Source organism: Pseudomonas sp. TH07 (genome assembly GCF_016651285.1).
In the GTDB taxonomy this organism is placed as follows: Bacteria; Pseudomonadota; Gammaproteobacteria; order Pseudomonadales; family Pseudomonadaceae; genus Aquipseudomonas.
In genome coordinates, this window is sequence record NZ_JAEKED010000001.1 from 4,489,916 (window position 1) to 4,510,919 (window position 21,004).

17 protein-coding genes are annotated in these 21,004 nt (G+C 63.5%); 10 read left to right on the plus strand and 7 right to left on the minus strand.

The genetic code is table 11. The annotated features are described in order from the left end of the window. The first annotated feature begins 1 nt into the window (after position 1). The 4 genes from JFU57_RS20910 to JFU57_RS20925 are packed head-to-tail and all read left to right on the plus strand — an operon-like array spanning position 2 to position 4,667. Positions 2-1,051, plus strand: coding sequence for a branched-chain amino acid ABC transporter permease (locus tag JFU57_RS20910; RefSeq protein ID WP_201130645.1), 1,050 nt, complete (start codon positions 2-4; stop codon positions 1,049-1,051). 39 nt (positions 1,052-1,090) lie between these two features. Beyond that, positions 1,091-2,446: an ABC transporter substrate-binding protein gene (locus JFU57_RS20915; RefSeq protein ID WP_201130646.1), complete on the plus strand. Its 1,356-nt coding sequence runs from the start codon at positions 1,091-1,093 to the stop codon at positions 2,444-2,446. A gap of 3 nt (positions 2,447-2,449) precedes the next feature. Continuing rightward, a complete protein-coding gene (locus JFU57_RS20920; RefSeq protein WP_020300647.1) occupies positions 2,450-3,217 on the plus strand; it encodes an ABC transporter ATP-binding protein in 768 nt (255 codons plus the stop codon). 13 nt (positions 3,218-3,230) lie between these two features. Next, positions 3,231-4,667 (plus strand): FAD/NAD(P)-binding protein, encoded by a 1,437-nt coding sequence (locus JFU57_RS20925; protein ID WP_201130647.1) that lies wholly within the window; start codon positions 3,231-3,233, stop codon positions 4,665-4,667. A gap of 3 nt (positions 4,668-4,670) precedes the next feature. Here the strand turns inward: JFU57_RS20925 and JFU57_RS20930 are convergent, their stop codons facing one another. The 5 genes from JFU57_RS20930 to JFU57_RS20950 all read right to left on the minus strand — a co-directional run bounded on the left by JFU57_RS20930 (position 4,671) and on the right by JFU57_RS20950 (position 9,733). Then, the gene (locus JFU57_RS20930) at positions 4,671-5,780 is read right to left on the minus strand and encodes a Gfo/Idh/MocA family protein (RefSeq protein WP_201130648.1); all 1,110 of its coding nucleotides are present in this window, start codon (positions 5,778-5,780) and stop codon (positions 4,671-4,673) included. Between the two features lie 280 nt (positions 5,781-6,060). Then, the gene (locus JFU57_RS20935) at positions 6,061-6,828 is read right to left on the minus strand and encodes an SDR family oxidoreductase (protein WP_020300650.1); all 768 of its coding nucleotides are present in this window, start codon (positions 6,826-6,828) and stop codon (positions 6,061-6,063) included. 31 nt (positions 6,829-6,859) lie between these two features. After that, on the minus strand, positions 6,860-7,927 hold the full coding sequence (locus JFU57_RS20940) for a phosphotransferase family protein (protein WP_078471429.1): 1,068 nt from the start codon (positions 7,925-7,927) through the stop codon (positions 6,860-6,862). 159 nt (positions 7,928-8,086) lie between these two features. Beyond that, a complete protein-coding gene (locus JFU57_RS20945) occupies positions 8,087-9,037 on the minus strand; it encodes a 2-hydroxyacid dehydrogenase (protein WP_078471428.1) in 951 nt (316 codons plus the stop codon). A 153-nt stretch (positions 9,038-9,190) separates the two neighbouring features. Then, positions 9,191-9,733, minus strand: coding sequence for a cysteine hydrolase family protein (locus tag JFU57_RS20950; RefSeq protein WP_078471427.1), 543 nt, complete (start codon positions 9,731-9,733; stop codon positions 9,191-9,193). A gap of 511 nt (positions 9,734-10,244) precedes the next feature. Between JFU57_RS20950 and JFU57_RS20955 the strand changes: the two genes are divergently transcribed. Beyond that, the gene (locus JFU57_RS20955) at positions 10,245-11,525 is read left to right on the plus strand and encodes an HAAAP family serine/threonine permease (protein WP_201130649.1); all 1,281 of its coding nucleotides are present in this window, start codon (positions 10,245-10,247) and stop codon (positions 11,523-11,525) included. 169 nt (positions 11,526-11,694) lie between these two features. Continuing rightward, positions 11,695-13,365: a SulP family inorganic anion transporter gene (locus tag JFU57_RS20960; protein WP_207202221.1), complete on the plus strand. Its 1,671-nt coding sequence runs from the start codon at positions 11,695-11,697 to the stop codon at positions 13,363-13,365. 51 nt (positions 13,366-13,416) lie between these two features. On the opposite strand, the gene acnB is transcribed toward JFU57_RS20960, so the two are convergent. Beyond that, entirely contained in the window at positions 13,417-16,017 is a 2,601-nt protein-coding gene (gene acnB / locus JFU57_RS20965) for a bifunctional aconitate hydratase 2/2-methylisocitrate dehydratase (protein WP_078471425.1), read from the minus strand. A 408-nt stretch (positions 16,018-16,425) separates the two neighbouring features. Here acnB and JFU57_RS20970 point away from each other — a divergent pair, with 408 nt between their 5' ends. After that, a complete protein-coding gene (locus JFU57_RS20970) occupies positions 16,426-16,896 on the plus strand; it encodes a DUF1289 domain-containing protein (protein ID WP_078471424.1) in 471 nt (156 codons plus the stop codon). A 187-nt stretch (positions 16,897-17,083) separates the two neighbouring features. Here the strand turns inward: JFU57_RS20970 and JFU57_RS20975 are convergent, their stop codons facing one another. Then, complete coding sequence (locus tag JFU57_RS20975) at positions 17,084-17,947, minus strand: universal stress protein (RefSeq protein ID WP_078471423.1); 864 nt, start codon at positions 17,945-17,947, stop codon at positions 17,084-17,086. 225 nt (positions 17,948-18,172) lie between these two features. On the opposite strand from JFU57_RS20975, the gene miaE reads away from it, so the two are divergent. The 3 genes from miaE (at position 18,173) to JFU57_RS20990 (ending at position 20,948) form a co-directional block, all read left to right on the plus strand. Continuing rightward, positions 18,173-18,778, plus strand: coding sequence for a tRNA-(ms[2]io[6]A)-hydroxylase (gene miaE / locus JFU57_RS20980; RefSeq protein ID WP_078471422.1), 606 nt, complete (start codon positions 18,173-18,175; stop codon positions 18,776-18,778). 175 nt (positions 18,779-18,953) lie between these two features. Further along, entirely contained in the window at positions 18,954-19,661 is a 708-nt protein-coding gene (locus tag JFU57_RS20985; protein WP_201130650.1) for a winged helix-turn-helix domain-containing protein, read from the plus strand. Continuing rightward, positions 19,662-20,948, plus strand: coding sequence for an ATP-binding protein (locus JFU57_RS20990; RefSeq protein WP_201130651.1), 1,287 nt, complete (start codon positions 19,662-19,664; stop codon positions 20,946-20,948). Positions 20,949-21,004 lie beyond the last annotated feature (56 nt).

Here is a 21,004-nt window from a genome sequence, read left to right on the forward strand (position 1 = left end):
CATGTCCCTGACTCTGTTGCATTCGTCGGCGCCGGTGCTGCTGGTCCGGCGCCGCCTGCCCTGGGGCCTGATCGGCCTGTTGCTGCTGGCCTTTGGCGCGGTGCCGCTGCTGGGCAACGACTATTGGCTGAACGCGATCCTGATTCCGTTCCTGGTGCTGTCCCTGGCTGGCCTGGGGCTCAACCTGCTCACCGGCTACACCGGCCAGACGTCGGTCGGGGCCGCGGGTTTCATGGCGGTCGGGGCCTTCGCCACCTACGGCTTCCTGCTGCGCCTGCCGGAGCTGGGACTGCCGCTGGCGCTGCTGGGCGGTGGCCTGATCAGCGCCATGGTGGGGGTGTTGTTCGGCCTGCCGAGTTCGCGGATCAAGGGTTTTTACCTGATGGTCACCACCCTGGCGGCGCAGTTTTTCCTGGAGTGGCTGTTCGTCAAATTCCCCTGGTTCTACAACTACGGTTCATCGGGGACCATCTCGGCGCCGAGCCTGAGCCTGTTCGGCCATGACCTCAACACTCCGGTCGGGCGCTACCTGCTGACCTTGGTCACGGTGCTGCTGCTGACCTGGGTGGCGCGCAACCTGGTGAACAGCCAGATCGGCCGCAACTGGATGGCGATCCGCGACATGGACACCGCCGCCGCGGTCATCGGCATCGGCGTGGTGCGCTACAAGCGCCTGGCGTTTGCCGTCAGCTCGTTCTACCTGGGGATCGCCGGCGCGCTCTGGGCCTTTGCCTACCTGGGCACGGCCAGCGCCGGCAGCTTCGATATCAATCGCTCATTCCAGATCCTGTTCATCATCATTATCGGCGGCATGGGCAGCCTCGCCGGCAACTTCGTCGGCGCGGCCTTTATCAGCCTGCTGCCGATCTTTCTCAGCCACGCCGGGCAGGCGCTGTTTGGCGGCGCGGTGGATGCCGGGCAGTTGCAGAACCTGCAGAAAATCATCTTCGGCGTGCTGATCATCATGTTCCTGATCAAGGAGCCCGAGGGCCTGATCCGCCTGCTTGGCAACTTCAGGCAACGGCTGGCGCACTGGCCGCTGCGTTTCTGACCCCATCCCGTTCAACCCCTATTTCGTTAGAGAACCACTATGCGTGCATCCTTGAGAGCGACTTTCCTGAAAATCAGCCTGGCCCGCGCCGCCCTGGCGCTCGCGGCGTTTGCCAGTGTGGTGCCTGCGGCCCAGGCAGGGCCGGACCAGCAGTTTTTCCCCCTGGCCACCTACCGGGTCGGGGCGTACGCCTCCAGCGGCGTGCAGGTCTGGGCGGGGATGATCGACTACCTGAACTACATCAATCAGGTCGAAGGCGGGATCAACGGGGTCAAGCTGGTCTGGCAGGAATGCGAGACCGAATGGACGGCAGAGAAGGGCATCGAATGTTATGAGCGCTTCAAGAAAGGCCTGGATGGGGCGCCGGTCGCGGTCTACCAGCCCAACGGCGCACCGGCGGCCTATGCCTTGAGTGAGCGCGCGGAGGTCGACAAGATCCCGCTGATCACCCTCGGTTACGGGCGCACCGAGGCCACCGACGGCACGGTGTTCCCCTATAACTTCCCGGTGATGCTGACCTTCTACAGCGAAGCCTCGACCCTGGTGAACTACATCGCCCAGCGCGAAGGGGGCTTCGACAAGCTCAAGGGCAAGAAGATCGCCACCGTCTACCACGACTCGGCCTATGGCCGCGAAACCCTCGGCCCGCTGAAATTGCTGGCGCAGAAATACGGCTTCGAGAATATCCAGATCCCGGTGGCCGACCCGGGCAACGAGCAGTCGGCGCAGTGGCGGCAGGTCCGTCAGTTGAACCCGGACTGGGTGTTCCTGCGTACCTGGGGCGTGTCGACCCCAGTGGCGGTGAAGACCGCGGCGCGCTTCGGCTTTCCGGTGGACCATATCGTCGGCGATATCTGGGCCAGTTCCAGCGAAGACGTACTGCCGGCCGGCGCGGCGGCCAAGGGCTACCTGGCTTTGACCCCGTACCCGGCGGGCAGCGATTTCGAGATCCACAAGCGCCTCAAGCAGTCCATCCTCGACTCGGGCAAGAGTGATCTCAAGGACCTGAAAAACTTCGGCAGCGTCTACTACAACTCCGGGCTGGTGAATGCCGCCGTGGCGGTCGAGGCGATCCGCACCGCCCAGGGCAAGTTCGGCAAGCGCCCGCTCAACGGCGAGGAAGGGCGCTGGGGCCTGGAACATCTGAATATCGACGATGCGCGGCTCAAGGCCATGGGTTACCTGGGCCTGATGCAGAACCTCAAGCTCTCTTGCCGTGACCACGAAGGCGGCGGTTCGGCCCGGGTGCAGCAGTGGGACGGCAGCCAGTGGGCCCTGGTCAGCGAATGGATCGCCGCCGATCGCGCTTTGCTGCGGCCGCTGATCGACGAAAAGTCGGCCGCCTTCGCCAAGGAAAAAAACCTCACGCCGCGCACCTGCACCGGGGATGAATAAGCCATGAGCCACGCCGCCAGCGCCGTTTCGAGCGACCCGCTGTTACAGGTCCGGGACATTGAAGTGATCTACGACGGCGCGATTCTGGCCGTGGCCGGGGTCTCCCTGAGTGTGCCCAGGGGCGGCATCGTTGCCTTGCTCGGGGCCAACGGCGCGGGTAAGAGCACCACGCTCAAGGCCATCTCCGGGCTGGTGCGGGCCGAACGCGCGGAGGTCAGCCGGGGCAGCATCGAGTTTCTCGGCCGCGACACTGCGGGCGTCGACCCCAGCCACCGGGTGCGCCAGGGCATGGTCCATGTGCTGGAGGGGCGCCATGTGTTCCCGCAGTTGACGGTGGAAGACAACTTGCGCAGCGGCGGGTTTGTCCGGGGCCTGAGCCGGCGCGAACTGGCTCAGGACCTGGAGCGGATCTACGCCTGGTTCCCGCGCCTGAAAACCAAACGCAAGACCCAGGCCGGCCTGACCTCCGGCGGCGAACAGCAGATGGTCGCCATCGGCCGCGCGCTGATGACCCGTCCTACTTTGGTACTGCTCGACGAACCGTCCATGGGTTTGGCGCCTATTATCGTCCAGGAGATTTTCCAGATCGTCGCCCAGCTCAATCGCGAGGCGCAGGTGAGCTTTCTGATCGCCGAGCAAAACATTAATGTGGCGCTCAAATATGCTTCCAGTGCCTACGTGCTCGACACCGGGCGCGTGGTGCTGTCGGGCAGCGCCGACGAGTTGCTGGCCCGTGGCGACCTGCATGATTTCTACCTAGGTAAACACTGACCGTGAGAACCCCATGAGCGAACCACACAACGCCCAGGCCCACCCCGAGACCGGCAGCGCCGATATCCTGATTGTCGGTGGCGGGCTCAGCGGAGCCTTGCTCGCCGGGCAGCTGTTGCGCTTGCCGGGACGGCGCCGGGTGGTGGTGCTCGAGTCGCGCAGCGAGCTGGGGCGCGGCGAGGCCTACAGCGCGGTGGAGTTGGGCCATACCCTGAACGGCAATGCTGCGCGCATGAGTGTCGACCCGGACAACGCCGATGACCTGACCCAATGGCTGACCCGCTACCTGGCGGACGGCGGCTGGCCCGAGGCGCACGAGCAAGGGGTGCCGATCAGCGAGTTGTTTCCGCCACGGGGCCTTTTCGGCCTGTATGCCCAGCAATGGCTGGCCCAGGCCGAAGCGCTCGGGGCGCGCGAGGGATCGACCGTGCGCCATGTCCGAGGCGAAGTGGTGGACCTTGAGACCGATGCCGACGGCACGCTGCTGACCCTGGCCGATGGACGCCAACTGCGAGGCGCCTATGGGGTGCTGGCCACCGGCATGTTTCCCGCCGCGCGCACGCCGCAGACCGAATCCAGTGGCTTGAATGCAGCGGCGCTGGACCCCTGGGATGTGCAGGCCATGGCCCGGCTGGACCCGCAGGCGAGGGTGCTGATCATCGGCTCCGGGTTGACCATGGTCGATGCCGTGGTGTCCCTGGAACAGGCCGGGCATCGCGGGCCGATCGAGGTGTTTTCCCGCCATGGCCTGTTGCCCCATGCCCGTCGCCAGCCGCCGGTGTGGGAAGACTTCCTGGCCCGGGATCCGGGTATTCGCAGCCCCCGGCAATTGCTGCGCGAGCTGCGCCGTCAATGTAGGGCGGCAATTGCCCAGGGGATTGACTGGCAGGCACCTTTGGACACGGTGCGCGCCCATATCGGCCGCCTGTGGAGCCAGGCCAGCGACCGCCAGCGCCGCCAGTTCGTGCGCCATGTACGGCCTTGGTGGGAGAGCCATCACCATCGCTCGCCACCCTTGAGTGCCGAGTTGGTGGCGCGACTGCATGAGCAGGGCCGGTTGCGGATCCACGCGGCGTCGTTCCAGGGCCTGGAGCCTGGAGCGGATGGGCGCCTGGCAATTCGCATCCGCCGCCGTGGGGAGTCGCACACCACCCAGGTGCCGGGTGATGCGCTGATCAACTCCAGCGGTATCGAATACGACTGGCGCCGGGTGGCGCGCGCGCTGCCCCGGCAATTGCTGGCCCGGGGCCTGATCCAGCCCGGCCCGCTGGCCCTGGGGATTGCCGCCGACCCCGGTGGCGCGGTGCTGGATGCCCAGGGGCAGGTGTCCAGTCGCCTGTTCGCCATGGGCCCGCCACTGCGTGGCCTGTGGTGGGAAAGTACCGCCGTGACCGACGTCGCCCTGCAGGCCAAGCACCTGGCGGCACGCCTGGCCGCGCTGCCCCTGTAGCCGCTACGGCAGGCTGACCCAGCGTTGTTCCAGGGCCGCCAGGCGGATGGCCGTGGCCAGGCGCTCGACTTCCCAGGCCTCCTGGAAGTCGGTGCCGCCCAGGCCCTGGCCGGCTACGGCCATCAGCAGCTCGTGAACCTCCAGGGTCTTCAGTTCGTTGTAACCCAACTGGTGGCCGGGAGCGGGGCTGAACGCGGCGTAGCCGGGCAGGTCGGGGCCGGCCAGCAGGCGCTGGAATCCTGCTTCGCCGGCACGGTACAGCCGCAGTTCGTTGAGTCGTTCCTGGTCGAAGGCCAGGGTGCCGCGAGTGCCGCTGATCTCGAAGCTCAGGTGGTTTTTGTAGCCATGCTTGAGCCAACTGCTGCTGAACGTCCCCCGGGCGCCGTTGGCGAAACGCAACAGGGCGTGGGCCTGATCGTCCACGGCAATCGGCCGTTGTTCCTGGCTGCCGTTGCTGGCCGGGCGCTGGCGGTGCACGGTCTGGGTGTCGGCGCATACGGCGCTGACCGGGCCCATCAGGTAGCGGGCCATGGCCAGCAGGTGGCTGCCAAGGTCGGCCAGGGCGCCGCCGGCGTGCTGCGGGTCGCAGCGCCAGGACCAGGGCGAAGCCGGGTCGGCCATGAAGTCTTCGCTGAACTCACCCTGGAAGCTGAGCAACTGCCCCAGTTCGCCAACCTCGATCAGCTCGCGAGCGCGGACGATCATCGGGTTGTGCTGGTAGTTGTAGCCGACCCGAGTCACCACGCCAGCAGCCTTGGCAGCCTGCTGCATCTGTTCGGCCTGCTCGACGCTGACCGCCAGCGGCTTTTCGCAATACACCGCCTTGCCGGCCGCCAGCGCAGCCATCGCCATGGGGAAGTGCAGGTGGTTGGGGGTGGTGATGGCCACCAGGTGCACCTTGGGGTTGGCGATCAACTGCTGCCAGTCGCCGTGGGCCCGCTCAAAACCCCAGGCCGCCGCGCAGTGCTCGGCCCGCTGGCAATCGGCATCGGCCAGGGCGGCCAGGTGCAGACGCATGGGCAATTCGAACACCGCGCTTACATGACGAAACGCCAAGGCGTGGGCCCGGCCCATAAAGCCGGTGCCGATCAGACCAATTCCAAGCTCATGCATAGCCGCGCCCTTCAGAATTTTTATTTTAAGAAGGGCTATTTATGGAATAAATATTCTCTAATTGCAATCCGTGGAATAAAAATTCACACGCGCCAGTAACCGCTGCCGAGCCCGCGAGGCAGCGCTGGCCGCAACAGGCGCCATTGCATTTCAGTGTGATTGGGTTGTTCGGGAGGGCCAGCGCAGCCTAGCGGCAGCGGTTACAAGTGCTAGGTTGCGCTGGCTGGAACGGGCGCCATGGTCTTTCAGATGGAGTCGTGTCGTCCGACGGCAGACGAACTCAGGAAAGGAACCCGCCATCCACATTCAAGGCCACGCCGGTGGTGTAGCTGGAGGCATCGCTGGCCAGGTACAGCACGGCGCCGGCCATTTCGCTGGGGTCGGCCACGCGCTTGAGGGGGATTTGCGCCAGTGCGGTCTTGAGGATGGCGTCATTCTTCACCAGGGCCGAGGCGAATTTGGTGTCGGTCAGGCCCGGCAGCAGGGCGTTGCAACGGATGCCGAACTGCGCGCATTCCTTGGCGAAGACCTTGGTCATGTTGATCACCGCAGCCTTGGTCACCGAATAGATGCCCTGGAAGATCCCCGGCGATATGCCATTGATCGACGCCACGTTGATGATGCTGCCGCCACCGTTGTCGCGCATCAGCTTGCCAGCTTCCACCGACATGAAGAAATAGCCGCGAATGTTCACGTCGACGGTTTTCTGGAACGCGCCCAGGTCGGTGTCCAGCACGTTGCAGAACTGCGGGTTGGTGGCCGCGTTGTTGACCAGGATGTCCAGGCGCCCGAATTGCTCGCGAATGCCGGCGAAAACCTGGCTGATCTGCTCCATTTCCCCGATATGGCAGGCAATCGCCGTGGCCTTGCCACCGTCGGCAATAATGGCGTCGGCCACGTGCTGGCAACCTTCGAGCTTGCGGCTCGACACAATCACGTGGGCACCTTGCTGGGCCAGAAGCTTGGCGATGGCTTCACCGATACCGCGGCTGGCGCCGGAAACGAAAGCGATCTTGCCATCGAGGTCGAACAACTGAGTCTTGGACATGGTTATTCCTTGTTATAGGCGAGGGGCGCCATCAGAGGCTGGATTTCTGGATGACTTGCAGGCTCATCTGCTCCAGCAGTTTGTTCATGTGAATGAACTGCGCGAAGCGTTTGTCCTGGGTCTGACCGTGGAAGAAGCGGTAGTAGATCTGCTGCACGATGCCCGCCAGGCGGAACAGGCCGTAGGTGTAATAGAAGTCGAAGTTGCCGATCTCGATGCCTGAGCGCTCGGCGTAGTAATCGACGAACTGCTGGCGGGTCAGCATGCCCGGGGCGTTGCTCGGTTGCCGGCGCATCAGTTGCACTGCTGGTGGGTCGCCGGCTTCGATCCAGTAGGCCAGGGTGTTGCCCAGGTCCATCAGCGGATCGCCGAGGGTGGTCAGCTCCCAGTCGAGCACGCCGATGATCTGCATCGGGTTGGCGGGGTCGAGGATCACGTTGTCGAAGCGGTAGTCGTTATGCACGATGCTCGAGGTCGGGTGGTCGGCCGGCATCTTGTCATTGAGCCAGGCTTTCACCGCTTCCCATTTCGGCGCGTCCGGGGTCAGGGCTTTCTCGTAGCGGTCGCTCCAGCCGCCGATCTGGCGTTTGACATAGCCTTCGGGCTTGCCCAGGTCGGCCAGGCCGCAGGCGTTGTAGTCCACGCGATGCAGTTCGACGAACTTGTCGATAAAGCTCTTGCACAGGGCTTGGGTCTGGTTCGCGTCCAGGCCCAGCTCCGGCGGCAGGTCCGAGCGCAGGATGATGCCCTTGACCCGTTCCATCACATAGAACTCGGCGCCGATCAGCGACTCATCGGTGCAGTGCACATAGGCTTTGGGGCAGTAGGGAAAACCGTCTTTGAGCTGATTGAGAATGCGGTACTCGCGGCCCATGTCATGGGCCGACTTGGCCTTGTGGCCGAAGGGCGGGCGGCGCAGGACGAACTCCTGTTCCGGGTATTCCAGCAAGTAGGTGAGGTTCGAAGCGCCGCCCGGAAACTGGCTGATCTGCGGCGTACCGCTAAGGCCTGGAATATGCGCCTTGAGGTACGGATCGATCAGGTTGGCATCAAGTTCTTCGCCGGAACGAGTACGGGTGGACTGGTCAGTAAGCGCCATGCTTATCCCTTCTGCTTATTCTGGAGGCCAGAGATTATTGGCTAATCTAATGCGCACACCGGGCCGCCACAATCGTGGCGGGCCTTTATAGGTGAGCGTGTTGCCGGGCAATCATTGCTTTTGATACAAGCGTTTGAAAACCCCAGGCCTGACTCTAGTTCAGTTCGGCGCAGGCAGGGTGAGGGGCGTCAGCAAGGGTTGGCCGGAGAAGTAGGCCCGCAGGTTTTTACCGACCATTTCCACAGTGTCGCGGGCGGCCTCCGGCGAATGGCCGGCGACATGGGGTGTCAGCACCACGTTGTGCAGCCCCTTCAACTCCTCGGGAACCTGGGGCTCGTGATCGAACACATCGAGGGCCGCGCCGGCGATGCTGCGCTGCTCCAGTGCGTGCAGCAGGGCGGCGGTATCGACCACGCTGGCGCGGGCGATGTTCACCAGAAAACCATCGGGCCCGAGGGCCGCCAGCACCTGTTTGTCGATCAACTGCCGGGTGTCGGTGCCGCCCGGGGTGGCGATGACCAGGTAATCCGATTGGCGCGCCAGCTCGGCCGGGGTTTCGCAATAGTGGTAGGGCAGGTCGGTGCGCGGCCGGCGGTTGTGGTAGCTCACGCTCATGTCAAAGCCCAGGGCGCAGCGTTTGGCGATGGCCAGGCCCACCGCGCCCAGGCCGAGAATCCCCAGGCGTTTGCCGGCCAGGGACGGGCGCATGACCTTGGGCCATTCGCCACGGCGCACAGCGGCATCGGCCCGGGGAATGTCACGCACCAGGCTCAGCAGCAGCGCCAGGGCATGGTCGGCCACCGACGAGGCGTTGACTCCGGCGCCATTGGTCACGGCAATCCCGCGGTTGCTGGCGGCCTGCAGGTCGACCTGTTCATAACCGGCGCCGATCACGCAGATGATTTCCAGGTGCGGCAAGGCGGCGATTTCTTCGGCATGCAGGCCCAGCGGACCACGGGTCAGCACGGCGTTGATCTGCCCGGCATGGGTCTTGATGGCTTGGGCGCGCTCACTGGGCGTGGGTGCGAGGATCAGATGAAAGCCTTGGGCTTCGAGAATTGGCAGGTATTCGTTGATGGTTTCAACCAGGACCAGAACAGTGGCGGGCATGGCGGGTTCCTGAGGCGGAGGACAGGGCGCTCAAGAGTGCTGGTTGGGGGGGCTTTTGGCAATCGCCGTCGGTGCGCAAAGGTTCAGGCCAGAGGCCTCGCAATCAGGTCTTGGGGAAAAGCCCGCCAGGGCGGCGGGCTGATCAGGGTGACGTCAGAACGCGATATCCACGGTGTTTTCCAGGCGTACGAAGGCACCGTTGAGGGTGGCGTTGTGGTGATCGATGATCGCCTTGGCCGTCAGCACGGGAGTGTCCATGCAAGTGTGCGCATCGGCTACCAGCACGGGCGCAAAACCCAGGTCTGCGGCGGCGCGGCAGGTGCTGTCGATGCAGTATTGAGTCTTCATGCCGACGATCACCAGTTGGCCGATGTCGGCAGCGTGCAGACGCTCGGCCAGTTCGGTGCCGAAGAAGCAGTTGGGGCGGGTCTTGTCGAACAGGGTGTCGTGTTGCTCATCCAGCTCCAGTGTCGGCAGCAACTGCCACAACGGGCTGCCGGCATGAATGGGCGACTCGGCCGGGCCGGTGTGGCGCACGGCGAAGATCGGCACGCCGGCCTGGCGGGCGCGGCGGATCAGTTGGTTGATGTTTTCCAGTACGCGTTCGCGTTCGAAAGGTTTGTCCGGGCCGTTGAACAGTCCGACTTGCATGTCGACGACCAGCAAGGCGGGGCGCTTGGCTTGGGCTGATGGCATGGTGTTTCTCCTTGAAAGCCAGCTGGACGGAGAAACAAAAGGCCCCGTCCATCGCTGGCGGGGCCTTGGTGTCACTGCGCTGTATTCAACTCTCGCAGCCACCATCCGACCCGCCGAAGGCAGTCGTGGTGGTGGAGGTGGGGTTGAGCGCGTAAATATTCATGGGGTCCGATCATGCCGTCGTCGCCCCAAGGCTGTCAACGTCGCGCCCGCCATTCACACTGGACCCTGGAGCCGCTGCCGAGCCCGCGAGGCTGCGCTGGTCGGAGCGGGCGCCGTGGGGTGTCAGGTATGGACACGTTGCTGCTGATGGCCAGCGTCTGAACGCGGCCCGAGCCGTCGGCAGCGGCTACAGCCATGCCGGCAAATACACCGTTCCTCAGCTAAGTCTTTGCTTCTGTTACCGAATCCCGGACAATCGCGCCCCTGTTTCGACCAGGGCGCTGCCTGTCGGGTTTTCCGACTCGTCCTGGCCGAGTGGCAAATGACCGGAATGCGGAGATCCGACCGGATGAATGATCAGGCCAATAGCGTTGATCAACGCTTTGAAGCGGCAGCCCCAACGACCCTCAGTCGCTGGGATCGCCATGACACCACCTGGATGCTGGGCCTGTTCGGCACCGCCATCGGTGCGGGTACCCTGTTTCTGCCCATCAACGCGGGCCTGGGCGGTTTCTGGCCGCTGCTGATCCTGGCGCTGCTGGCATTCCCCATGACTTTCTACGCCCACCGGGGCCTGACCCGCTTCGTGCTTTCCGGGCGTGACGGTGCGGACATCACTGACGTGGTGGAAGAGCATTTCGGGCTCACCGCCGGCGCATTGATCACGCTCCTGTACTTCCTGGCGATCTTCCCGATTCTGCTGATCTACAGCGTGGCCCTGACCAATACCGTCGACAGCTTCATGACCCACCAGCTGCACATCGCGCCGCCGCCCCGGGCGATCCTGGCCCTGATGCTGATTTTCGGCCTGCTGGCGGTGGTGCGCTGTGGCGAGCAGGTGATCGTCAAGGCCATGAGCCTGATGGTCTATCCGTTCATCGTTGCCTTGCTGTTCCTGGCGGTGTTCCTGATCCCGCACTGGAATGGCGGCATCCTCGCCACCGTCAGCGATGTCCCGGCGCCTTCGGCCTTCCTGCATACCCTGTGGCTGGCGATTCCGGTGATGGTGTTTTCGTTCAACCATTCGCCGATCATCTCGGCCTTTGCCGTGGACCAGAAGCGCCGCTATGGCGAACACGCCGAACAGCGCAGCTCGCAGATCCTGTCCCGCGCCCACCTGTTGATGGTGGGCATGGTGCTGTTCTTCGTCTTCAGTTGCGTGCTGACCCTGTCGCCGGCGCAACTGGCCGAAGCCAAGGTCCAGAACCTGTCGATCCTGTCCTACCTGGCCAACCACTTCAACAACCCGACCATCGAATTCGCCGCGCCGTTGATTGCGTTCGTGGCCATTGCCAAGTCCTTCCTCGGCCACTACATCGGTGCCAGCGAAGGCCTCAAGGGCCTGATCGGCAAGAGCGGCCGGCGCCCGGGATCGAAAACCCTGGACCGGGTCACCGCCGCTTTCATGCTGGTGATCTGCTGGGCCGTGGCGACCCTCAACCCGAGCATCCTGACGATGATCGAGACCATGGGCGGCCCGGTGATCGCGACGATCCTGTTCCTGATGCCGATGTACGCCATCCACAAGGTGCCGGCCATGGCTCGTTATCGCGGTCAGGCTTCCAATGTCTTCGTGACCCTGGTCGGCCTGGTGGCGATCTCGGCGCTGGTGTATTCCCTGAGCGTCTGATCTGCCGCGCTCTACTGACCGCCCCGGGTTGCCGCCCGGGGCGGTTTTTTTTGCCTGGAACAAGGCGCGACATGGGTACGCTCGCCGAGATATCTGATTGATATCAAGAGTCTTGCCGCGATAGCGACTAAGCTTGGGGGCCACGATCGACCTCCAGGATTGCATCGCCTTGCCGTCTCCCGAACTCCCTGTTGTCCAGCGTCCGGAACGCTCCCGTGACCTGCTGGCCGGCCTGTCCATTGCCGGCCTGTTACTGCCCGAGGCGGTTGCCTATTCGAGCATCGCCGCCTTGCCGCCCCAGGCCGGGGTGATTGCCCTGTTTGCCGGCCTGCTGTGTTATGGCCTGCTGGGTAACAGCCGGTTTGCGATTGTCTCCGCGACCTCTTCTTCCGCGGCCGTGCTGGCAGCGGCGACCCTGTCTCTGGCCGGCGGTGACAGTGCCTTGCGCATGAGCCTGGCGTTTGCGCTGGTGCTGTTGACCGGCGGCTTCTTCGTCCTGGCGGGATTGTTCCGCCTGGGCGGGGTCACGGCCTTTATCGCCAAGCCGGTGCTGCGCGGTTTTGCCTTCGGCCTGGCCCTGACCATCGTCATGAAGCAGGTGGCCAGCGTGGTCGGGGTCCACCTCACGGACCCCAACCTGGTGCGGTTCCTGCCGCAGTTGCTGGAGCAGCTGCCGCAGTGGAACTGGGCCGGCGCCGCCGTGGCGCTCACCGCGTTGCTGGTGCTGTGGCTGTGCGGGCAGATTCGCTACCTGCCGGGCGGATTGCTGGTGGTAATCCTCGGCATCGCCGCCGGGCAGTGGCTGGACCTCGAGGCCCACGGGGTCAAGCTGATCGGGGTGATTGAACTCAAGCTGGAAGTGCCGAACCTGCCGGTGCTGCCGTTTGCCGACTGGTTGCGCTTGGGGGAGCTGGGCTTTGCCATGGTGATGATCCTGTATGCCGAGTCCTATGGCTCCATCAGCTCATTTGCCCTGAAGCACGGCGACCGGGTGTCGTCCAACCGCGACCTGCTGGCCCTGGGTGCGTCCAACCTGCTCTCGGGGCTGTTTCACGGGATGCCGGTCGGCGCCGGTTATTCCGCGACCTCGGCCAACGAAGCTGCCGGCGCCACCTCGCGCCTGGCGGGGCTGACGGCGGCGCTGGTGATGCTGGTGATCGTGCTGACGGTATTGCCCTATATCGCCCTGACCCCGGAGCCGGTGCTGGCGGCGATCGTGATTCATGCCCTGGGGCGAGGCCTGAGTCTGGAGCCCCTGGGGCGTTATTTCATCTGGCGTCGCGACCGGCTGCTGGTGATCTGCGCGGTGGCCGCGGTGTTGGTGCTGGGGGTGCTGGACGGCCTGTTGATGGCGGTCGGGGTGAGTATCGTGCTGATGCTGCGCCAGCTTTCGGGGGCGGATATCCAGATTCTCGGGCAGTTGGGCAGCGGGCATGATTTTGTCGACCTCAATCGCCATCCCCAGGCCCGGCAAGTCCCCGGGGTGTTGATCCTGCGGCCGAGCGAGGCGTTGTTCTTTGCCAACGCGGAACGGATCCTGGGCGGTGCGCTACGGCTGATCCGGCATGCCGAGGCGCCGGTGCACACGGTGGTGCTGAGCCTGGAGGAATCCCCCAACCTGGACGGCACCAGTATCGAGGTCCTGGACGATTTCTTTCTGCGGGTCAGCCAGGAACACAAGGGCCTGGCCCTGGCCCGGGTCAAACACAGGGCGCGGGCCGCCTTGCTTGCGCTGCCTTCGACCGAGGCCCTCGGGGTGCTGATCAGCGGCACCAGTGTCGATGACACGGTGCAGGCGGCGCTCAATCTCCAGCCCGCCGAAGACAAATCCCAGGCATAAAAAAACGCCGCGTATCGTGGAATACGCGGCGTTCTTCAGTGCTTTACAACGTTAGGCTTGGATCACCGGAATGTTGGCATTCGCAGCAGCCTCACGGAATTCGGCGATCTGGTCAAAACTCAGGTAGCGATACACATCGCTGGCCATGGTGTTGATCTGAGCGGCGTATTCCATGTACTCCTCGACGGTCGGCAGGCGACCCAGGATCGAAGCCACCGACGCCAGCTCGGCCGAAGCCAGGTAGACGTTCGCGCCATCACCCAGACGGTTCGGGAAGTTACGGGTCGAAGTCGACACAACGGTCGAGTTCGGCTCTACGCGTGCCTGGTTACCCATGCACAGCGAGCAGCCCGGCATTTCCATGCGCGCGCCAGCCTTGCCGTAGATGCCGTAGTAGCCTTCTTCGGTCAGTTGGTGAGCGTCCATCTTGGTCGGCGGCGACAGCCACAGACGGGTTGGCAGCTGGCCCTTGACCTGATCCAGCAGCTTACCGGCAGCGCGGAAGTGACCGATGTTGGTCATGCACGAACCGATGAACACTTCGTCGATCTTCTCGCCAGCAACGCTGGACAGCAGACGGGCGTCGTCCGGGTCGTTCGGCGCGCAGAGCACAGGCTCCTTGATTTCAGCCAGGTCGATTTCGATGACTTCGGCGTATTCGGCGTCGGCATCAGCCACCATCAGCTCAGGGTTGGCGATCCAGGCTTCCATCGCTTGAGCACGACGTTCCAGGGTCCGCGCATCGCCGTAGCCTTCGCCGATCATCCAGCGCAGCAGGGTGATGTTGGAGCTCAGGTACTCGGTGATCGACTCTTTCGACAGCTTGATGGTGCAACCGGCAGCCGAACGTTCGGCCGAGGCGTCGGACAGCTCGAAGGCTTGTTCGATGCTCAGGTTGTCCAGGCCTTCGATTTCCAGGATGCGGCCGGAGAAGGCGTTCTTCTTGCCTTTCTTTTCTACGGTCAGCAGGCCAGCCTGGATCGCGTAGTAAGGAATGGCGTGAACCAGGTCACGCAGGGTGATACCCGGTTGCATTTCGCCCTTGAAGCGCACCAGGATCGATTCCGGCATGTCCAGTGGCATAACACCCGTGGCGGCGGCGAACGCTACCAGGCCGGAACCGGCCGGGAACGAGATGCCCATCGGGAAACGGGTGTGGGAGTCACCACCGGTGCCGACGGTGTCCGGCAGCAGCATGCGGTTCAGCCAGCTGTGGATGATGCCGTCGCCTGGACGCAGCGATACACCGCCACGGGTCATGATGAAGTCAGGCAGGGTGTGGTGGGTGGTCACGTCGATCGGCTTTGGATAGGCCGCGGTGTGGCAGAACGACTGCATCACCAGATCGGTGGAGAAGCCCAGGCACGCCAGGTCTTTCAGTTCGTCACGGGTCATTGGACCGGTGGTGTCCTGGGAGCCGACGGTGGTCATTTTCGGTTCGCAGTAAGTACCAGGACGAACGCCTGCTACGCCGCAAGCCTTGCCGACCATTTTCTGCGCCAGGGTGAAGCCCTTGGTGCTTTCGGCTGGTGCTTCAGGCTTCTTGAACAGGTCCGACGGTGGCAGACCCAATTCGGTACGGGCTTTCTCGGTCAGGCCACGGCCGATGATCAGCGGGATACGACCGCCGGCACGAACTTCGTCCAACAGGACCGGGGTCTTCATTTCGAAGGTGGTCAGGACTTCATCGGTGCCGTGTTTGCAGACTTTGCCAGCATGGGGGTACAGGTCGATCACGTCGCCCATGTTCATGTTGGTAACGTCGAACTCGATAGGCAGTGCGCCGGCATCTTCCATGGTGTTGTAGAAGATGGGAGCGATCTTGCTGCCGAAGCAGAAGCCGCCAGCGCGCTTGTTCGGCACGTAAGGAACGTCGTCGCCGAAGAACCACAGTACGGAGTTGGTGGCCGACTTACGCGACGAACCGGTACCGACCACGTCACCGACGTAGGCGATCGGGAAGCCTTGGCCGCGCATTTCTTCGATCTGCTTCATCGGGCCGGTCTTGCCTTGCTCGTCCGGCACGATGCCTTCGCGAGCCATTTTCAGCATGGCCAGGGCGTGCAGCGGGATGTCAGGGCGGGACCAGGCATCCGGGGCAGGGGACAGGTCGTCGGTGTTGGTTTCGCCGGTGACCTTGAACACGCGCAGGCTGATCTTGTCGGCCAGGGTTGGGCGGTTCTTGAACCACTCGCCGTCGGCCCAGGACTGGATCACGGCTTTGGCGTGCTGGTTGCCGGCCTTGGCTTTTTCAGCCACGTCGTGGAACGCATCGAACATCAGCAGGGTGTGCTTGAGTTGGGCGGCAGCGACCGGCGCCAGCTCGGCGTCGTCCAGCAGTTCGACCAGGGTCACGATGTTGTAGCCGCCTTGCATGGTGCCGAGCAGTTCAACAGCGCGTTTCTTGTCGATCAGAGGGGAAGTGGCTTCGCCCTTGGCCAGGGCAGACAGGAAACCGGCCTTGACGTAAGCAGCTTCGTCAACGCCTGGTGGAATGCGGTTGGTGATCAGGTCAACGAGGAATTCTTCTTCGCCAGCCGGAGGATTTTTCAGCAGCTCGACCAGGCCTGCGGTTTGTTCGGCGTTAAGCGGCTGGGGAACGATACCCAGGGCTGCACGCTCTTCGATATGTTTGCGGTAGGCTTCAAGCACAGTTATTACCCTCATCAGTGGTCCCAAATGGGTGTCCGGGACGCTCATCCCGAAATTGCCGTACTCATGCGCTGCGTGGCGTTGTGGGCCACTTAGCCAGAATTACCGACAATTCCTTACAGAAGCTGCTTTCAAAGTTTTACGCCTGCAGAACGGAGAGCTGATGAGGGTTGGCGTTGGGCTTTTCCCCGCTGGAAAAACCCTTCGCCAACACCGCTCTGAAGGAACGACTGTGCTCGTGACGCTTTGAAAACAGCTTCAAACGGACATTGGCGCCTAAAAAGGCTGGCTGATTCTACGGGAAAAAAAATTTAAAGGTAAGTTAGGCCCCGAAGTTTGAGGGGTGATCAATGTTAGACAAAGGGCTAACATGCGCTCCTGTTTTGCTTTTCCGCGTACTCCCTACCTATGCCCAATCAGACTATCAAGACCCCCTGCGTCGGCCTCTGCTCCACTGTCTACGGTGATTTGGTGTGCCGTGGCTGCAAGCGCTTCCACCATGAAGTGATTCACTGGAATGGCTACAACGAGGAAGAAAAACGCGCGGTGTGGCTGCGTCTGGAACAGCTGCTGGTGCAGGTGATGGCCGGCAAACTGGAGATTTTCGACGCCCAGCGCCTGCGCGGGCAGCTGGAGGCGCGCAAGATCCGCTTTGTGCCGCACCAGTCGCAATACTGCTGGGCCTACCAGTTGATCGCCCGTGGGGCGCGGGTCATCAGCCAGCTGGATGCCTACGGGATGGTGTTGCTGCCGGAGTTCCGCGACTGGAGCCTGCCGGAACTACGCGATGCCATTGATCGGGAATTCTTCCTGCTGTCGGAAGCCCACTACCAGCGCTACATCGCGCCAGGGTTTCTCAAGGACGCATTTGGCGCCTGAGTGAACACCTGTGGCGAGGGGGGCTGTGGCGAGGGAGCTTGCTCCCGCTGGCCTGTGCAACAGGCCCCAACCCTGTCACGTCAATCTGCCTGACCCACCGCCGCGCCCTCATTTACGGCCGCTGCGCGCCCGTGCAGGAGCGAGCTCCCTCGCCACAAGAGCGTAGTGCCCGCGCTAATAACGCTTTTCAGCCCTTGGCCGCCAACTCCTCCAGGTGGTCCATCATTTCCTGCGGCTTGAGCACCAGCACGTCGCTTTCCAGGGAATCGAGCACCACTTCCGCGGTATTGCCGATCAGGGCGCCCGACAGCCCGGTGCGTGCCACGGTGCCGATGATGGTCACCGCCGCCTGCAACTGGTGGGCGGTGTGGGGGATCAGCACATCCGCCGGGCCTTCTTCGATATGCAGGTGCGCGTCGTCGATATCGAATTCGGCCTGGAACGCCTTGCACTGCTCGCGGTAGCGCGCCTCGATGGTTTCCTTGAGTTGGAACACCGGGTCGGCCGCCGACAGCATGGGCGAGGGGTGGGCGCTGATCACATGCAGCCGGGCCTTGGCCAGGCTGGCGATGTCGAAGCCGTGGTCGACGATGCTGTTGTGCAGGGCGCGGTGTTCGCCGTCGGTGTTGCCGACGTCGATGGCCGCCAGGATCACCTGGCCGGCCCAGGGCTTGGAGGTCTTGACCAGCAGCACCGGGGTCGGGCAGTAGCGCAGCAGCTTCCAGTCGGCAGGGGTGAGCAGGGCCTTTTTCAGCGGGTTGTCGGCAAAGTGCTGCTTGATCACCAGGCCACAGCCCTCGGCCTGCTGCACGTCGATGATGGTCTGGTGCAGGCTGTCATTCCAGGCCTGCTCGGTGGTCACGCTGTAGCCCTCGCTCGACAGGCTGCTCTTGAGCACGCTGAGCAGCGCCGAATGCTCGTGCTTTTTATCGCAGACCAGCAGGTGCAGGTGGGCCTGGGTCACCCCGGCGATCAGCTTGGCGCGCTTGAGCGCGAGGCTTTCGGAATGCTCGGGCTCGATAACCACCAGGATGCTGCGGATGGCTTGCATGTCGGGATCTCCAGAAGGGATGAGGGCGTGCCTGCACAACTATAGTTGCTGCGCACCGGGCAGGATGTTGATGCACATCAAGCGGCGCGACTGGTGGTCTGTGGCGCTGCCGGTATAATCGGCGCCCTTCGCCGTGAACCTTTTGTCCGTGAGCCTCATGTTATTGACCCGTGATATTGCCGCCGCCCTGCCTTGTGAGTCCTTTGCCCCGCTGGAAGTGCAGCCATGAGCCTGCCGGAAATTCACGAGTTCCTCGGCTGCCGCACCCCGGATGGCTGGGTCCAGGCCGCGCTGGCGGATCAGGAAACCCTGCTCATCGACCACAAGAACTGCGAGTTCAAGGCCGCCAGCACCGCCCTGAGCCTGATCGCCAAGTACCACTCCCATGTCGACCTGATCAACCTGATGTCGCGCCTGGCGCGTGAAGAGCTGGTGCACCACGAGCAGGTCATGCGCCTGATGAAAAAGCGCAAGATCGAGCTGCGCCAGCTGTCGGCCGGGCGTTATGCCTCGGGCCTGCGCAAGGTGGTGCGCAGCCACGAGCCGGTAAAGCTGGTGGACACCCTGGTGGTCGGGGCCTTTATCGAAGCTCGCAGTTGCGAGCGTTTCGAGGCCCTGGTGCCGCACCTGGACGAAGAGTTGGGCACGTTCTATTTCGGCCTGCTCAAGAGCGAGGCCCGGCACTTCCAGGGTTACCTGAAGCTGGCCTACCAGTACGGTGACGCCAAGGACATCGCCCAGGTCATCGAGCGGGTGCGCGCGGCGGAGCAGGAACTGATCGAGTCGCCGGACGTCGAGTTCCGCTTCCACAGCGGCGTGCCTACTCTGTAAAACGGATCGGATCCGTGTAAAAAAACAGGCAAATTGTAAAAAACTCTTAAAAGAATGAAAGTTCGCGCAAAGCCGGCCGCAATGGCCGGTTTTTGCGTATTGGCGTAGCCGTGGATTCACCTGTTGGGCCCTATAATGCGCGCACTGAAAATGGGCGGGTCGCAGACGGGTACTTATGGATAACCTGGGTCTTGGCAAAGTTTTGCTGGTGGAGGATGACGAAAAGCTCGCCGGGCTGATCGCGCACTTCCTGTGCCAGCACGGATTTGAAATCCGCACCGTGCATCGCGGCGACGTGGCGCTGGCCGCGTTCCTTGAGTTCAAGCCGAAAATCGTCGTCCTCGACCTGATGCTGCCGGGGCAGAGCGGCCTGCACGTGTGCCGGGAAATCCGCGCGGTGTCCGACACCCCGATCGTGATCCTCACCGCCAAGGAAGATGACCTGGACCACATCCTGGGGCTGGAGTCCGGCGCCGACGATTATGTGATCAAGCCGATCAAGCCGCCGGTCCTGCTGGCTCGCCTGCGCGCCCTGCAACGGCGCCAGGTGCCCGAGGCGCCGGCGCGCGGCAACTTGGAGTTCGGCAGCCTGAGCATCGATCGCAGTTGCCGCGAAGTGCGCCTTGAAGGCGAAGGGATCGAGCTGACCACCATGGAGTTCGAACTGCTGTGGCTGCTGGCCAGCTCGGCGGGCAAGATCCTGTCGCGGGACGACATTCTCAACCGCATGCGCGGGATCGCCTTCGACGGCCTCAACCGCAGCGTCGACGTCTATATCAGCAAGCTGCGGGCCAAGCTCAAGGACAACCCGCGCGAGCCGCTGTGCATCAAGACCATCTGGGGCAAGGGCTATCTGTTCAATCCGTTCGCGTGGGAGCTTTAGATGCTGCGGCTTTTCCTGGGCTTGTACATTGTCCTGGCCATTGGTTTTGCCGGGGCCATCACGGCGGTCGACCATATCTTCACCACGGTGCTCAGTGACCCGCTGGAAGCCTATAACCGTGATGCGGTGCGCGGCCCGGCCTACAGCCTGACGGAGAAACTGCGGCCCTACGACAGCCAGGGACGCGAGCAGCAGCTGGAACAGCTCAAGCCGCACTATGGCTTGCAGTTGAAGCTGGTGCAGGCCGCTGAACTGGGCCTCAGCCCCCGGGAGCAGGCGCTGCTGGACAGCAACCAGCTGGTGGTGCGCCAGACCTTCACCGAGTTCATCGCCAACATTGACGGCGGCCCGCAGCTGCTGAGCATCAAGCTGCCGGAAGAACCCTCGATGACCATCCTCTACACCATCGCCGCCTATGCCTTGCTCGGCGCGTTGGTGGGCATCGTCCTGTACTTCTGGGTGCGCCCGCACTGGCGGGACCTGGAGCAGCTGCGGCTGGCCGCCGAGCGTTTTGGCAACAACGACCTGGGCACGCGCCTGCACCTGTCGCGGCGCTCGAACATCCGTGACCTGGCCGAGCACTTCAACCGCATGGCCGGGCGCATCGAGGGCCTGATCGCCAACCAGCGCGAGCTGACCAACGCGGTGTCCCACGAGCTGCGCACGCCGATTGCCCGGTTGTCCTTTGAACTCGACCAGCTCCGGCAGCAACCCGACCCCCGGGAAAACCGCGAGCTTATCGCCGATATGTACTCGGACCTCGGCGAGCTGGAGGAAATGGTTTCCGAGCTGCTGACCTATGCCAGCCTCGAACGCGGGGCCACGGTGATCAAGCGCGAAGATATCCAGGCCCACAGTTGGCTCGACAGTGTGGTTGGCAGTGTTGCCCTGGAGGCCGAGGCGGCCGGGGTGCAACTGCGGGTTCGCACCTGCCAGGTCGATTCGATCCGCATCGAGCCACGGTTTATGGCGCGGGCCGTGATCAACCTGCTGCGCAACGCGATTCGCTATGCCGAACAGCGGGTCGAGGTGTCGCTGGTACGCCAGGGCGACGGTTATGAAGTGCGGGTCAACGACGACGGGCCCGGGGTGCCGATCGACGGGCGGGAGAAGGTCTTTGAACCCTTTTCCCGCCTCGATGCCAGCCGCGATCGGCGCACCGGCGGCTTTGGCCTGGGTCTGGCTCTGGTGCGGCGGGTCTCGCAATCCCATGGCGGGCATGTCGAAGTCGGTGATTCGGAGTGGGGCGGTGCCTCGTTCCGCATGACCTGGGCCCATCTGGAATAAGGCGCCGCCCGACGCCCCGGCGCAATGCGCGCTTTGCGATCAGGGGCGGATCAGGC

Bases quoted from the DNA above. Each gene is read 5' to 3' on its own strand.
- JFU57_RS20970 (WP_078471424.1), top strand. From the start codon at position 16,426: ATGCCCAATCAGACTATCAAGACCCCCTGCGTCGGCCTCTGCTCCACT.
- JFU57_RS20915 (WP_201130646.1), top strand. From the start codon at position 1,091: ATGCGTGCATCCTTGAGAGCGACTTTCCTGAAAATCAGCCTGGCCCGC.
- JFU57_RS20920 (WP_020300647.1), top strand. From the start codon at position 2,450: ATGAGCCACGCCGCCAGCGCCGTTTCGAGCGACCCGCTGTTACAGGTC.
- miaE (WP_078471422.1), top strand. From the start codon at position 18,173: ATGAGCCTGCCGGAAATTCACGAGTTCCTCGGCTGCCGCACCCCGGAT.
- JFU57_RS20945 (WP_078471428.1), bottom strand. From the start codon at position 9,037: ATGCCCGCCACTGTTCTGGTCCTGGTTGAAACCATCAACGAATACCTG.
- JFU57_RS20950 (WP_078471427.1), bottom strand. From the start codon at position 9,733: ATGCCATCAGCCCAAGCCAAGCGCCCCGCCTTGCTGGTCGTCGACATG.
- JFU57_RS20910 (WP_201130645.1), top strand. From the start codon at position 2: ATGTCCCTGACTCTGTTGCATTCGTCGGCGCCGGTGCTGCTGGTCCGG.
- JFU57_RS20975 (WP_078471423.1), bottom strand. From the start codon at position 17,947: ATGCAAGCCATCCGCAGCATCCTGGTGGTTATCGAGCCCGAGCATTCC.
- JFU57_RS20930 (WP_201130648.1), bottom strand. From the start codon at position 5,780: ATGCATGAGCTTGGAATTGGTCTGATCGGCACCGGCTTTATGGGCCGG.
- JFU57_RS20935 (WP_020300650.1), bottom strand. From the start codon at position 6,828: ATGTCCAAGACTCAGTTGTTCGACCTCGATGGCAAGATCGCTTTCGTT.
- JFU57_RS20990 (WP_201130651.1), top strand. From the start codon at position 19,662: ATGCTGCGGCTTTTCCTGGGCTTGTACATTGTCCTGGCCATTGGTTTT.
- JFU57_RS20925 (WP_201130647.1), top strand. From the start codon at position 3,231: ATGAGCGAACCACACAACGCCCAGGCCCACCCCGAGACCGGCAGCGCC.
- JFU57_RS20985 (WP_201130650.1), top strand. From the start codon at position 18,954: ATGGATAACCTGGGTCTTGGCAAAGTTTTGCTGGTGGAGGATGACGAA.
- JFU57_RS20940 (WP_078471429.1), bottom strand. From the start codon at position 7,927: ATGGCGCTTACTGACCAGTCCACCCGTACTCGTTCCGGCGAAGAACTT.
- JFU57_RS20955 (WP_201130649.1), top strand. From the start codon at position 10,245: ATGAATGATCAGGCCAATAGCGTTGATCAACGCTTTGAAGCGGCAGCC.